This window comes from Comamonas testosteroni, from assembly GCF_014076415.1.
Classification (GTDB): domain Bacteria; phylum Pseudomonadota; class Gammaproteobacteria; order Burkholderiales; family Burkholderiaceae_C; genus Comamonas; species Comamonas testosteroni_F.
In genome coordinates this window covers 1,179,278-1,191,939 of record NZ_CP043568.1, presented here as the reverse complement: position 1 = coordinate 1,191,939, position 12,662 = coordinate 1,179,278, and the positions used below count along the sequence as shown (strand labels likewise).

The window sequence follows — 12,662 nt, the reverse complement described above, 5'->3', positions numbered from 1 at the left end:
CCTTGGCCCTTTTTCATGCGCCCTTTCTTTGATTGAGTGAACGTCAAGCCATGTTGTTTCTGATCTCTCCAGCCAAATCGCTGGACTATGAAAGCCCTATTTCCGCCGAACTGCCGCACACGCTGCCGGTTTTCAAAAAGCAGCCCCTGGAACTGATTGAAGTGCTGCGCGAGAAATCGCCCCAGCAGATTTCGGAGCTCATGAGCATCAGCGACAAGCTGGCCGTACTCAATGTGGGCCGCTACGAAGCGTTCAGTGCCAGGTTCACCGCCAAGAACTCACGCCAGGCGGTGCTGGCCTTCAATGGCGATGTCTATGAGGGTCTGAATGCCGCCAGCCTCAAGCCCAAGGAGCTGGACTGGGCCCAGGAGCATGTCGTGATTCTGAGCGGCCTCTACGGCGTGCTGCGCCCGCTGGACCTGCTGCAGCCCTATCGCCTGGAGATGGGCACCCGGCTGGAAAACGCCAAGGGCAGCAACCTCTATCAGTTCTGGGGAACCCAGATTGCCGACTATCTGAACGAGCGCAGTGGTGCGCAAGCCGAGCACGGTGATGCCCAGACCGAGCGCATTGTCGTCAACCTGGCATCGCAGGAATACTTCAAGGCCGTGGATCTCAAGGCGCTCAAGGTCCCCGTGGTCGAATGCGTTTTCGAGGACTTCAAGGGCGGCAAATACAAGATCATCAGCTTCCATGCCAAGCGCGCGCGCGGGCTGATGGTGCGCTGGGCCGTGCAACACAAGGCCAGGAAGGTGGCCGACCTGCGCAAGTTCGACCTGGAAGGCTATGCACTGGCCGAGCAGGCCAGCACGCCCGGCAAGCTGGTGTTCCGCCGCAAGCAGCAAGACTGACGCTGCGCATTGAAATCGGCATCAGTGCACACTAGCATTGTCGACATGAGCACCTCCACCCAAGACGAGTTCGTCACACCTCCCGGCCTGACACCCGAGCTGATGCAATGGGTGCGAACACAAAGGGCCTCTGGCGTGCCACTGCCATCGCTGCTGCAATCCATGCGCAAGGCAGGCTGGGCCGAGCATCTGGCGCGCCGCGCGCTGGCCCTGCCCGAAGAGGGTGAACTGCCCTTGCCTTTCGCAGCAGCCAGGCCCGAAGCCGAAGTGGCAGTGCAGGTCCATGAGTCGGGCGTTCCCGAGCCCGATCTGCTGACCGATCCCTGCTGCGTCCATGCCGGCGATCGCGATGTCCATGTGCTGATGAGCGTGCGCCACCCGCGAGTGGTGGTGTTCGGCAACCTGCTCTCCAACGAGGAATGCGATGCCATCATCGCAGCAGCGCGCCCGCGCATGCAGCGCTCGCTGACCGTGGACAACCAGAGCGGCGGCGAGGCCGTCAATGACGACCGCACCAGCAATGGCATGTTCTTCCAGCGCGGTGAGAACGACCTCATCAGCCGTGTGGAGCAGCGCATTGCCCGACTGCTGAACTGGCCGCTGGAAAACGGCGAAGGCATGCAGGTGCTGCACTACCGACCAGGCGCCGAATACAAGCCGCATTACGACTACTTTGCGCCCAACGAGCCCGGCACGCCGACCATACTCAAGCGTGGTGGCCAGCGCGTGGGGACCCTGGTCGTGTATCTCAACGAGCCCGCGCGCGGCGGCGCAACCACCTTTCCCGATGTAGGGCTGCAGGTCGTTCCGCGTCGTGGCAATGCCGTATTCTTCAGCTATAACCGGCCCGACCCGGCCACCAAGACCCTGCACGGCGGCGCTCCCGTGCTGGAGGGCGAAAAATGGATTGCCACCAAGTGGCTGCGCGAACGAGAGTTCAAGTAAAAACAGGCTCCAACCCTTACCCATAAAGCGCCAGCAGCTATCTTTTCTACTGCTGGCCATTTTGTTTTTGAATCATGCACACCCCTGAACAATCGCAGCTGGGCAAAAGCTCGGCCTATGTGGACCAGTACGACGCATCCCTGCTCTTTCCCCTGCCACGCCTCGCCAAGCGCGAGGAAATCGGCGCCGCCATCAACCCGCCTTTCTTTGGTGCCGATCTGTGGACGGCATTCGAAGTTTCGTGGCTCAACCTGCGCGGCAAGCCCCAGGTGGCGCTGGCGCATTTCACCATCCCTTGCGAAACGCCCAACCTGATCGAGAGCAAGTCCTTCAAGCTGTATCTGAACAGCTTCAACAACACCCGTTTTGCCGACGCCAGCGAGGTGCTGGCGCGCCTGCGCACCGATCTGTCCGAAGCCACCTGGCGCGGCAGCGAGACCCAGGGCAGCGTGGGCGTGCGACTGCTGGAAGCGCAGCAGTTCGATGCCCAGCAAGTGCACGAGCTCGACGGTCTGCTGCTGGACCGCCTCGATGTGGAGTGCACCCAGTACACGCCGGCTCCCGAGCTGCTGCGCGCCAACCATGACGAAGCCCCCGTCAGCGAAACCCTGGTCAGCAACCTGCTCAAGAGCAACTGCCTGGTCACCGGCCAGCCCGACTGGGGCAGTGTGCAGATTCAATACAGCGGTGCGCAGATCGAGCAGGAAGGTCTGCTGCAGTACCTGGTGAGCTTTCGCAACCACAACGAATTCCATGAGCAATGCGTGGAACGCATCTTCATGGACATCTGGACCCGCTGCAAACCCATCAAGCTGGCCGTCTACGCCCGCTATACGCGCCGCGGCGGCCTGGACATCAACCCCTTCCGCACCAGCCACCCGGGCGCCTTGCCGGCCAACGTGCGCTCGGCGCGGCAGTAAAAGAGGCGGCCGGCCATCCTCAGGCCGGCCGTCATTTCAAGCTTTTCACCGGCATGCCGACGCCGCAGCGGCATGTCCCCCCGAACTCAGACTCTTGTCGGCGACCCGCACCTGAATTCTGAAAAATAGGAATCGTCCCGCACCGATTCAGGTTGACTTTTCAGATCACCCTATTTGAGCCTATTTCGCCTCGATTGAGCTGACAAAGATGAATCGTCGAAAACACGGAATTCATTAGATAGCTTGCTATTGAAATGCGGCGTGTGCCAAGGTAGTTGTCGCGTCAGTAGTCAGGCCACTCGCCTGCTCATCTCGTTTTGCGCACGCTCCGGATTGAGGCACACCTCATCCGGCCGATGCCAGTTGAGCGGCCCCGCGCTCCGGCGCTGCGGGTTGTGCTTTCTGGCCTGCGCGTACAGCTGCATGCGTTGCTGCAGCAACCGCCGGTACTGCCTTCTGTGACGCTGGCCTGGCCTTACATACTTCAGCGCGCTGTGGCGATGCTCTTCGTTGTACCAAGCTACAAAGCGCAGCACCCGTTGCCTGGCCTGCTGCACGTTGCCGAACGGGCGGGCGATCCACAGCGGACAGTATCTGGCCGTGCGGAACAAGGCCTCGGCGTAGGCGTTGTCGTTGCTGGCCCGAGGCCGGCTGTATGACGGCACCACGCCCAGGGTCTGCATTGCCGCCCTTCATTACCGAGCCATTGTCCGAATGCAGCACCAGCGGGCTACCTGCCGTTTGCTCACGCAGGCATGCCTTGTGCAGCAGTTGGGATGCATGCTGCGAGGATTTTGCTTCGTGCACTTCATTGGCAACGAGCTTCCTGCTGTAGGTGTCCTTGACCATGTACCAGTAGAAGAAGCGGCCCTTGACGGTGCCTGGCATCCAGGTGGTCCCAGCTCCACAGCTGCTTGGGTGCATCCGCTCAGTGCGTGGTCAAGGGCCGCGCCACCGGCGCTTTGCTGCGTCCCCGTCGCCGGTTCACGCCTGCAGCCCTGAGCACGCGGTAGAACGTCGATTCGCTGGCCAGATGCAGGCCCTAGTCGGCCGGCTTTGGCACGATCTGGTGTGGCGTGAGACTGGCGCAGTCGGCCCGATTGGCGACATCGAGCACAGGCTGACGTTCGGCTTCGCCGAGCTTGTTGGCTGTCCGTGCCGGGCACCACCGCCAATGGCTTCGTCGATCAACTCCATGGCCTGTTTGCGATCTTGGGTATTGATCAGACGTCCTCGTCCCTGCCCCAGATCGCATCCGCCTTTTTTCTGAGAACCAGCAACGCTGCTGCCTCCGCCAACGCCTCGGATTTGCGCTGCAGTTCCCGCTCGAGATTGCGTAGCTGCTGCTGCGTGTCAGAGCTGATCACAGGGTCCTGTTCATGTACAGGAGCTGCGCCGCCGTTGGCCCGTTCACAGGCTTGGTGCCATTGCTGCAGCTGCTCGGGCAAGATGCCCCTGGTTCGGCACTAAGTCGCGATCTCCTCTTCACTGAGCGGCGCTGTCTGCAGAACTGCCTGTAATTTCTTGGTGCTGCTCCAGCGCTCCCTGGGCTTGTCAGCGGGCACGCAGCACCCTTCCTGACGGACTGCATCACGCCAAGTGCGCAGGGTGACGGCGTTGATGCCGGTTTCTTTGACCAGCTCAACCACGGTGCGGTTCAGCGGCGGCTGATGGTGCTGAACCCGGGCATCCGCCAATCCAGTTTGGCCAGGCGCAGCAGGCTTTGCATCAGGCCCAGGCTTTGGTGCAGGGCCAGTCCGAACAGGCATTTGATGCTTAGACAGAACTGGAGGGCCGCATCGCTGAATCCTTGCTGCCGGCCTCGTTTGCCACTGGCGCTCGCGTACCACGGCATGTTTTGTCCAGCCAGATCGTCAGGGCCCCTCGGGACTTCAGGGCTACGTTGTACTCGGCCCAGTGGGTAGTCTTGTAGCGGGACTTGACGCCCTTGGGTTCAGTCATGTGCCCAGGCTACCAGCATGGGCGACCGTCTTTGTGCAACAAAGCCCAACAAAGCCCATCGGTGACACACAACAGTCATCTATGGGCGCCGGCCCCTGCGCAGCAAGGAGCCTCTTCGTCATCGAATGGCCGACAGCTACAGAGCAGCCCTCGCCTTTCTCATCAAGCTTTCTTGATCCATTCTTTTGAATGAGGAGTCGCCTCGCAAGCAACAGCCATTTCTATGGATCTAAAAAAAGTCTGAACAGCGACAGGCAGAGGAGAGCCTGAGCGCTTGGTGATGAAAGACAGTGTTGGCAACTCGATGGGCGACTCGACTGGCAGGACTCGGAGGCTCGACGGGCTTGTTTCGCCACGAAGTTGCTCTCTGCGCATCACGCCGATCAGCGAGCGATCGGTTTTCAGCAGTTGTGTCAGTGTGAGCGGAGACATCGACTCGATCGTTGCGGATGGCGGCTCCAACCCACGCTGAAGGCATGCAGCGACGAACATCTGGCGCAGCATCGTGTGGGAAGGAGGAAGGACCCAGTCGAACTCAAAGACTTCCTGCCATGAGACTTTACGCCGCCTTGCCAGGGCATGCTCGGGGGAGCAGACCATGCAGATCCAATCCCGCGAGACAGGTGTGACCTCAAGACCCTCGACCAGTGAAGAACTGGCAACGTCCAAAGGCAAGGCTCCGACAACACAGTCGATATTGTTCTCAAGCAGATCCCTGAGAAGAACATCGACGCTGGCCTCACGGATCTGGACTTTTGCCCCTGGGATCAGTTCTCGGTAGTGGCCGATGGCCTTTGGAACAATCGATGTCACGGTCAAACTGCCCAATCTGAGCACTCTGCGCTTGCCTTCAAACGCCGCCAGTACCGCACCAGCGGTGACCTGTAATTCGCTTCGAAGGATCTGCGCTTGTCGCACCGCCACCTCTCCCGCGGGCGTCGGTTTCAACCCGGCCTTCGAGCGTGCGAACAACGTGCCCCCAAACGCACTCTCAATTTCCTTGAGCATCTTGCTGATCGCCGGCTGGCTCAGATGAAGACGCTCGGCCGCGACGCGAAGGCTTTCCGAGTCACTGAGCACACTTAGCAGTTCAAAGTGCCGAAGGCGCAACTTGCGCAGGAGGAGCTTTGTCAGCGATTCTTCATTCATTCCATTTGGTAAATGATGTTTTCGAATAATGCACTTTTCGGAATTTTGCATCAACTCTAAAGTTCAAGCACAAGTAAACCAACGGAGACATCAATGCACCGTCGAAGCCTTCTCATGACTGCTGCCGCGACCAGCTTGGCAGCCGCTGCGCCTGGTCTGGCGTTCAGCGCACCATCCCCGATCAAGCTCGTTGTTCCCTACGCTCCAGGTGGCGCGACCGACGTAGTTGCGCGCATCGTTGCGATGTCGATGGCCGAAGTTATGCAGCGCAGCATCATTGTGGACAACCGCTCAGGAGCAGGCGGAAACATCGGCAGTGCATTCGTCGCATCGGCGCAACCTGACGGCAACACAATGCTCTTCAACGGAACGACGCCATTAGCGATCAACCTCGCGATTGAACGTGCTGCGGGCTTCAACCCAAAGAAGGACCTGGCTCCTGTGGGCATGGTCGCAAGACTTCCGACTGCGATCATGGTCAATGCTTCGATGCCTGTGAAGAACGTGCAGGAATTCATTGCCTATGCGAAGCAGACGCCTCGAGGTTTGAACTACGGAACCGCCGGCGCAGGGACGCTGAGCCAGATCAACGCCGAATTGTTTTCCGCGGCGGTGGGCACAAAGATGGTGGGTGCGACGTACCGAGGAAGTTCCCCACTGATCACCGACCTCATCGGCGGTATCGTGCAAGTGTCTTTCGACAACATCGGTCCATACCTGCCGTTCATCGAAAATGGCAAGCTTCGGGCGCTCGCGGTCATGACGTCAAAGCGCTCCCCCAGGTTGCCGAACGTTCCGACGCTCGCTGAAGCAGGCATCAAGGACTTTGACTTTCCTTCAAATTTCGCGATATGGGCGCCGAGCGGCACAGCACCTGCCGCCATCTCAGCGTTCAACAAAGCCCTCAACGAATCCCTGCGCAAGCCTGAAGTCATTGAACGGCTGCAAGCCTTGGGCTTCGAGCCGGCACCCGATGCGCCGGCAGTAGTGAGCCAGCGAGTCGATTTTGAGCACAAGACGTTCGCCGACATCATCAAACGCGCGAACATCAAGCTCGACTGAGAAGCTCCATGACCCTCGCAAATATCAGTGCCGCTCATGGCAGCGGCTCTACACTTCCTCTTCATGGCATTCGCGTTGTAGAGATCGGGAACTACATAGCCGGTCCAGGCGCAGCAATGACCCTGGGAGATCTCGGTGCCGAGGTCGTGAAGATCGAAGCAATGGAAGGTGACATGGCGCGGCACGCCGGACATTACGGCAATGCCATGCTGCGGTCATTCAATCGAAGCAAGAAGTCCGTTGCGATCGATTTGCGCACGCGCGATGGGCTGCAGGCTGCTGTGAGGCTTATCGCCTCCTCGGACGTGGTAATCCAGAATCTTCGGCCAGGCGCAGCAGATCGTCTAGGACTTGGCGCGAAAGCCTTGCGCAAAGAGAATCCTTCGCTGATCTATTGCTCGATCACCGGATTCCCTGCCGAAAGTCCCTCCAATGCACGTGCCGGGTATGACATAGCCGCCCAGGCGGAGAGCGGTCTCATGTCTTTGACCGGAGACCCGAACGGTTCACCTCAAAAAGTCGGCGCACCGATCGTGGATACCGCGACAGCCCAGCTCGCAGCTCAGGCTGTACTGGCTGCGCTGCTTCGCAAGGAGCGTTTTGGCGGCGGTGAGACGATCGATATCTCCTTGCTAGAGGTCGCACTCCACTTGCAGCTCCCCACGTGGAGTGACTATCTCGTACGCGGCGTCCAGCCGTTTCGCACAGGCGAGGGGCAACCACTCAATGCACCGGCAGCCGACTTGATGCAAACGGCGGACGGTCAGATCGTGGTGTCGGCTTACATCGAGTCGCACTGGCAGCGGCTCTGCAGAGTGCTGGGCATGCCAGAACTGGCTGACGACCCACGTTTTTGCCGGAACGAGTTGCGGGTGGCGAACAGGTCGGCAATGAAGCAGGCTTTGAGTACCGCATTCCAGAGGCTGACGACCGACGAAGCGATCAATCTGCTTGCTGATAACAACATCGTTGCCGGTGCCGTGCGCAGCTACAGCGAGGTCTTGGCTGGCCCCGATTTCTCGAAGAGTCGCATGTTGATCGACGTCGATTCGAACGAGCAGGAAGCCGGTTACCAGAGTTTCGGACTGCCGTACGACATGCTTGAGGCCGGGCGCTCCCGGACCGTCGCACCGCCAGAAGTCGGTGCGGACACACGGAGCATGCTGGCCATGGTCGGGTACGGGGAGGCCGAAATCGAGTCCCTGGCTAGAAATCACATCGTAAAGATAGCGATGCCAGAAACCCCAGTGATGCAGGAGACGTGATGACACATCAATTGACGGAGCGAACGGAAACAATCGGCGTGATCGGCGCGGGTGCGATGGGTCGCGGCATCGCTGAAACCGCAGCCGCTGCGGGCTTTCGGGTACGACTTTTCGATGCGGCCGATGGAGCAGCGCTTAGAGCCGTCGAACTCATTCAGGACAGTCTCTCAAAACGAGTGAGACAGGCCGCCCTGACGCCAAGCGACGTCCAGCGCGCTGTGGCCCGGTTGACACTGCCCGCAACGCTCGGCGAGCTTGCAGACTGCGATGTGATCGTAGAAGCCATCATCGAGGATGTGCAGGCAAAGCGTTCACTCTTTGCCAGCTTGGAATCCGTCGTCAACGAAAAATGCATCCTGGTCACCAACACGTCTTCACTCAGCGTGACGGAGATCGCTGCCGCGTGCGAACATCCCGAGCGAGTCGCTGGCTGGCACTTTTTCAATCCGGTGCCGCGCATGAAACTTGCCGAGGTCATCCGGGCGGTGCGAACGTCGCCGCAAACCATCGACCGGCTATTGAGCCTTACCAACGAATTCGGCCACCGGGCCATTTCCGTCGAAGATTCGCCCGGTTTCGTGGTCAACCATATCGGTCGTGCATTCGTCACCGAAGGACTTCGTTTGCTGGCTGACAAGTGTGCGAACCACGACGTTCTCGACGCGCTCCTGCGCAATTGCGGCGGTTTTCGCATGGGCCCATTCGAACTGATGGACCTGACGGGACTCGACGTTTCCCTGCCTGCCTCCGAAGCCATTTTTCAACAGTACTATGGTGACGATCGCTATAGGCCTGCGGCAGTTGCAAGGATCAGGCTAAACGGAGGACTGCTCGGCCGCAAGTCAGGACGTGGCTTCTATGACTACACGAGCGGCGGTGCCCGAATTGCACCACCGGACATCTTTACTGGCGGTGAGGGCAAAGCACTTCGATGGAGTGCGGGAAAAGGACCCGCGGAGCCGACAGCTGCTGTCAGAGCACTCTTTGAAGCCCACTGGCCGGAAACGGATGCCGAAACCGCTGAAGTGATCGTGAGTTCGCCAGCGTGCTCGGATCTCTCGACGCTGGCAAGTGCCGGTGAGGCGAACCCTCAAAAAGTCATCGCTGTCGATCCTTTCTTCAGCTCCATCCGTGGTGTGACAGTAATGTCATGCCCGGCAACGGAGCCCGGGGTGCTGCAACAGGTGCAAGCGGCATTCGCATCGCGCGGAGTTCCCACGTTTGCAATCGCAGACACCCCTGGCTACGTTGCTCCACGCGTGATCGCCTGCATCGTCAATCTGGCGTGCGAGATCGCTCAGCAAGGGGTCGCAGCGCCGACCGACGTGGATGCAGCTATCCGACTTGCCCTGGGGCATCCCTTTGGTCCCTTCGAATGGGCCGACAGAATCGGGCCAGCACGGATCCTTGAAGTGCTGGATTGCGTGCATGGCAGCACAGGTGATCCGAGGTACCGCGCCTCCTCGTGGCTTCGAAGGCGCGCGCAGCTGAAGCTGCCTTTGTCATCTCCTGAAGTCAGATCCACCCCGGCAACCTCTATATCGCAAGTCGCATGACGAATTCTGCTTACATCTGCGACGCCGTTCGCACCCCCATTGGCCGCTACGGCGGTGCGCTGTCGACCGTCCGAACCGACGACCTCGGCGCCATTCCCATCAAGGCATTGATCGAACGCAACAGCGGTGTCGACTGGGCAGCCGTCGACGACGTCATTTACGGCTGTGCCAACCAGGCCGGGGAGGACAATCGGAACGTTGCCCGAATGGCTGCACTCCTAGGTGGCTTACCTGTCGATGTTGCAGGTTCAACGGTCAATCGGCTGTGTGGGTCGGGACTGGATGCTATCGGGACCGCTGCACGAGCTATCAAAGCCGGTGAAGCCAACCTGATGATTGCGGGTGGCGTCGAGAGCATGAGTCGAGCACCATTCGTCATGCCCAAGGCGGGTTCCGCCTTCAGTCGCGACAACGCGGTCTACGACACCACGATCGGCTGGCGTTTCGTGAACAGGCTGATGAAGGCTCAATTCGGCATCGACACAATGCCGGAAACGGCAGAAAACGTCGCCCTGGAATTTCGTATCGAACGTGAAGCACAGGATTTGATGGCGTTGAGGAGCCAGCAACGTGCCTTGGCTGCGCAGGAGCAGGGATTCTTCAACGCAGAGATCGTACCGGTGGTCATCCCACAGAAAAAGGGGGACGCCGTGGTTGTCACGCGCGATGAGCATCCCCGTTCTACGTCCCTTGAAGCGTTGTCCAGGCTCAGAGGCATCGTGCGCCCTGAAGGAACCGTGACTGCCGGGAATGCGAGCGGTGTGAACGATGGCGCCTGCGCTTTGATCATTGCCAGCGATTCGGCCATCGCCGCACACCACCTGCAACCACGCGCTCGCATCGTGGCGATGTCTACAGCGGGGGTGGCGCCGCGATTGATGGGCATGGGACCTTTGCCCGCGACGCAAAAGGTTCTCGCGCTTGCAGGAATGAGCTTGGACCAGATCGAGGTGATCGAACTCAACGAGGCCTTTGCGGCGCAAGGCCTCGCCGTCATGCGCGGGCTTGGACTTGACGATGATGATCCCCGGGTCAATCGCTACGGAGGGGCCATCGCACTGGGTCACCCTCTGGGTGCAAGTGGAGCGCGCCTTGTCACCACTGCGGTCAATCAACTGATGGTCCACTCAGCGCGATACGCTCTTTGCACCATGTGCATCGGAGTCGGCCAGGGGATCGCACTTTTGATTGAAAGAGTCTGAGTCATGGACAAGCAGCAATATCGCTTAGCGACAGAGAACGCCACTTCCCAAGACCACCGTGGCGCTCGAACTGCCGGAGCCGGTCCGTTGAAGGGGGTTCGCGTCCTCGACCTTTCAACGATGGTTGCTGCACCCTGGATCGGGGCTTTTCTGGCAGACCTTGGCGCTGATGTCGTGAAGGTCGAGTCACCGGAACGTTCCGATCCAATCCGGGATCTTGCACCGCTGAAGGAGGGAATATCGCTTTGGGAAAAAGTGGTCAATCGCGGCAAGCGCTCAATGCTGCTCGACCTGCAGATGCCGGAGGGAAAACACGCCCTAAACCGCATCCTGCCGGGCGTGGATATTCTGATCGAGAACTTCAAGCCAGGCACCCTGGATCGGTGGGGTCTCTCTGAAGATCGGCTTTTAGAAGCGAATCCGTCTTTGATCATTCTTCGCGTGACGGGATTTGGACAGGCTGGGCCCTTGAGTCAGAGCCCTGGGTTTGGCCGCGTCTTTGAAGCTATGACCGGATTTGCGAGCCTATGCGGAACGGCCGAGGGGTCGCCGTTGCACCCCGGCGTTGCCGTTGCCGATGCAATTGGAGCCTTGTTTGGAGCGCTTGGTGCCGTTTCCGCGCTTCTTGCGAAGAAGGCTGGTGCGCCAGGACAAACCGTCGACCTGTCACTGTCCGATGCATTGCTGCGCATCATGGACGTGATGGTGGCGGAGTACGACCAGACGGGAAACGTCCGATCGCGCACGGGAAACGCACCCGCACACAGCGCTCCAGGAGGTATTTTTGCGACGTCAGATCACAAATGGGTCACCGTCATCTCCAATAGCCCCAATCAGTTCGCAAAGCTTTGTGCAGTGCTTGGGCATCCGAAACTACCCGACGATCCGCGGTACAACACGAATGTGGCAAGAATCGACCATCGAGACGACCTCGACGAGATCCTCGGCGGATGGTGCGCCACCAAATCGCTAGCAACGATCTCGTCTGAATTTGAGCGTGCAGGCGTTGCATTCGCACAAGTTGCCACGATCGAGGATGTGTTTGCCAACCCACACTTCATCGCTCGAAACTCCATTGCTGCCGCGCCGGATCCAGATTTCGGTTCCATCCGAATGCCCGACGCTGTGCCACGATTCCAAAGCACTCCCAATCCTCCTGTCAAATCGTCTCCGGTTGTTGGATCTCACACGGGCGAGGTGCTGAAGGACTGGGCGTAGCACACAGACTCGATGCTAGCGTTGACGCAGCTTTCGCTGAACGCGGTGGACGGCGGAACCTATCTTGCCTGAATCGCTTTCTACATGCACAGGCAGGTTTTGCTGGTTGGCTAGGTCTGTGATGAACAGGAAGATTACTAAAGCCTAGCCACCTGCGCGTGCTGCTTCGACGGCGGCATTCAGGGCCAGCAGGTTGGCCTGGAAGGCAGTGCTTTCGATCACGCCGATGATCTCGTCCATGCGGCGCGAGGAGCCGCGGATGGGCTCCATGGCTGCGCCCGCTCGGGATGGCGGCGCCGCTCCTGCCAGCGCCCTGGCCGCTCTGGTCGCTTTCATGGGCCATAAGCTGGGCCGTGTCGGTGGTCTGCGCCACGGTGCCTGATATCTCTTCCATCGAGGCTGCCGTCTGCTGCAGGCTGGCGGCCTGGACATCACCCCCCTTCCGCACCAGCCGCCCGGGCGCCCTGCCCGCCAATGTGCGTACGGCACGCCAGTAGCATCGGCACGACCCAAGCAAGGGCCGCCCCGCGGC

Annotated in this window: 12 protein-coding genes and 2 pseudogenes; 8 read left to right on the top strand and 6 right to left on the bottom strand. The window is 59.9% G+C overall.

Features of this window, described 5'->3' with window-relative positions; genetic code table 11:
• Nucleotides 1-50: 50 nt before the first annotated feature.
• From yaaA to queF, 3 genes are all read left to right on the top strand, one after another.
• A complete protein-coding gene (yaaA, locus tag F0P97_RS05375) occupies nucleotides 51-851 on the top strand; it encodes a peroxide stress protein YaaA (RefSeq protein WP_182285933.1) in 801 nt (266 codons plus the stop codon).
• Nucleotides 852-896: 45 nt separating this feature from the next.
• On the top strand, nucleotides 897-1,796 hold the full coding sequence (locus F0P97_RS05370; protein WP_182285932.1) for a 2OG-Fe(II) oxygenase: 900 nt from the start codon (nucleotides 897-899) through the stop codon (nucleotides 1,794-1,796).
• Between the two features lie 74 nt (nucleotides 1,797-1,870).
• A complete protein-coding gene (queF, locus tag F0P97_RS05365; protein ID WP_182285930.1) occupies nucleotides 1,871-2,716 on the top strand; it encodes an NADPH-dependent 7-cyano-7-deazaguanine reductase QueF in 846 nt (281 codons plus the stop codon).
• 290 nt (nucleotides 2,717-3,006) lie between these two features.
• On the opposite strand, the gene F0P97_RS05360 is transcribed toward queF, so the two are convergent.
• From F0P97_RS05360 to F0P97_RS05340, 5 genes and pseudogenes are all read right to left on the bottom strand, one after another.
• Nucleotides 3,007-3,399, bottom strand: coding sequence for an integrase core domain-containing protein (locus F0P97_RS05360; RefSeq protein ID WP_182285929.1), 393 nt, complete (start codon nucleotides 3,397-3,399; stop codon nucleotides 3,007-3,009).
• A gap of 540 nt (nucleotides 3,400-3,939) precedes the next feature.
• Nucleotides 3,940-4,164 carry a transposase gene (locus F0P97_RS05355; protein ID WP_182285927.1) on the bottom strand — a complete coding sequence of 75 codons (225 nt, stop codon included), beginning with the start codon at nucleotides 4,162-4,164 and terminating at the stop codon, nucleotides 3,940-3,942.
• 18 nt (nucleotides 4,165-4,182) lie between these two features.
• Entirely contained in the window at nucleotides 4,183-4,365 is a 183-nt protein-coding gene (locus F0P97_RS05350; RefSeq protein WP_182285925.1) for a hypothetical protein, read from the bottom strand.
• Between the two features lie 11 nt (nucleotides 4,366-4,376).
• A pseudogene (locus F0P97_RS05345) lies at nucleotides 4,377-4,678 on the bottom strand (transposase); the annotation flags it as partial.
• Nucleotides 4,679-4,840: 162 nt separating this feature from the next.
• The gene (locus tag F0P97_RS05340) at nucleotides 4,841-5,878 is read right to left on the bottom strand and encodes a LysR family transcriptional regulator (RefSeq protein WP_182285923.1); all 1,038 of its coding nucleotides are present in this window, start codon (nucleotides 5,876-5,878) and stop codon (nucleotides 4,841-4,843) included.
• Between the two features lie 63 nt (nucleotides 5,879-5,941).
• On the opposite strand from F0P97_RS05340, the gene F0P97_RS05335 reads away from it, so the two are divergent.
• The 5 genes from F0P97_RS05335 to F0P97_RS05315 are packed head-to-tail and all read left to right on the top strand — an operon-like array spanning nucleotide 5,942 to nucleotide 12,130.
• Nucleotides 5,942-6,889, top strand: coding sequence for a Bug family tripartite tricarboxylate transporter substrate binding protein (locus F0P97_RS05335; RefSeq protein WP_182285921.1), 948 nt, complete (start codon nucleotides 5,942-5,944; stop codon nucleotides 6,887-6,889).
• An 8-nt stretch (nucleotides 6,890-6,897) separates the two neighbouring features.
• The gene (locus F0P97_RS05330) at nucleotides 6,898-8,154 is read left to right on the top strand and encodes a CaiB/BaiF CoA transferase family protein (RefSeq protein ID WP_182285920.1); all 1,257 of its coding nucleotides are present in this window, start codon (nucleotides 6,898-6,900) and stop codon (nucleotides 8,152-8,154) included.
• Nucleotides 8,154-9,710: a 3-hydroxyacyl-CoA dehydrogenase gene (locus F0P97_RS05325; RefSeq protein ID WP_182285918.1), complete on the top strand. Its 1,557-nt coding sequence runs from the start codon at nucleotides 8,154-8,156 to the stop codon at nucleotides 9,708-9,710. Before F0P97_RS05330 ends, F0P97_RS05325 begins: the two co-directional genes overlap by 1 nt.
• On the top strand, nucleotides 9,707-10,912 hold the full coding sequence (gene pcaF, locus F0P97_RS05320) for a 3-oxoadipyl-CoA thiolase (RefSeq protein ID WP_182285915.1): 1,206 nt from the start codon (nucleotides 9,707-9,709) through the stop codon (nucleotides 10,910-10,912). The genes F0P97_RS05325 and pcaF overlap by 4 nt, the downstream gene beginning before the upstream one ends.
• A 3-nt stretch (nucleotides 10,913-10,915) precedes the next feature.
• On the top strand, nucleotides 10,916-12,130 hold the full coding sequence (locus tag F0P97_RS05315) for a CaiB/BaiF CoA transferase family protein (RefSeq protein ID WP_182285914.1): 1,215 nt from the start codon (nucleotides 10,916-10,918) through the stop codon (nucleotides 12,128-12,130).
• Nucleotides 12,131-12,280: 150 nt separating this feature from the next.
• Here the strand turns inward: F0P97_RS05315 and F0P97_RS27885 are convergent.
• A pseudogene (locus F0P97_RS27885) lies at nucleotides 12,281-12,557 on the bottom strand (methyl-accepting chemotaxis protein); the annotation flags it as partial.
• Nucleotides 12,558-12,662: the final 105 nt, after the last annotated feature.

Coding starts and splice junctions, on each gene's coding strand:
- F0P97_RS05340 (WP_182285923.1), bottom strand. CDS start 5,878: ATGCAAAATTCCGAAAAGTGCATTATTCGAAAACATCATTTACCAAAT.
- F0P97_RS05370 (WP_182285932.1), top strand. CDS start 897: ATGAGCACCTCCACCCAAGACGAGTTCGTCACACCTCCCGGCCTGACA.
- F0P97_RS05360 (WP_182285929.1), bottom strand. CDS start 3,399: ATGCAGACCCTGGGCGTGGTGCCGTCATACAGCCGGCCTCGGGCCAGC.
- F0P97_RS05335 (WP_182285921.1), top strand. CDS start 5,942: ATGACTGCTGCCGCGACCAGCTTGGCAGCCGCTGCGCCTGGTCTGGCG.
- queF (WP_182285930.1), top strand. CDS start 1,871: ATGCACACCCCTGAACAATCGCAGCTGGGCAAAAGCTCGGCCTATGTG.
- yaaA (WP_182285933.1), top strand. CDS start 51: ATGTTGTTTCTGATCTCTCCAGCCAAATCGCTGGACTATGAAAGCCCT.
- F0P97_RS05330 (WP_182285920.1), top strand. CDS start 6,898: ATGACCCTCGCAAATATCAGTGCCGCTCATGGCAGCGGCTCTACACTT.
- F0P97_RS05325 (WP_182285918.1), top strand. CDS start 8,154: ATGACACATCAATTGACGGAGCGAACGGAAACAATCGGCGTGATCGGC.
- pcaF (WP_182285915.1), top strand. CDS start 9,707: ATGACGAATTCTGCTTACATCTGCGACGCCGTTCGCACCCCCATTGGC.
- F0P97_RS05315 (WP_182285914.1), top strand. CDS start 10,916: ATGGACAAGCAGCAATATCGCTTAGCGACAGAGAACGCCACTTCCCAA.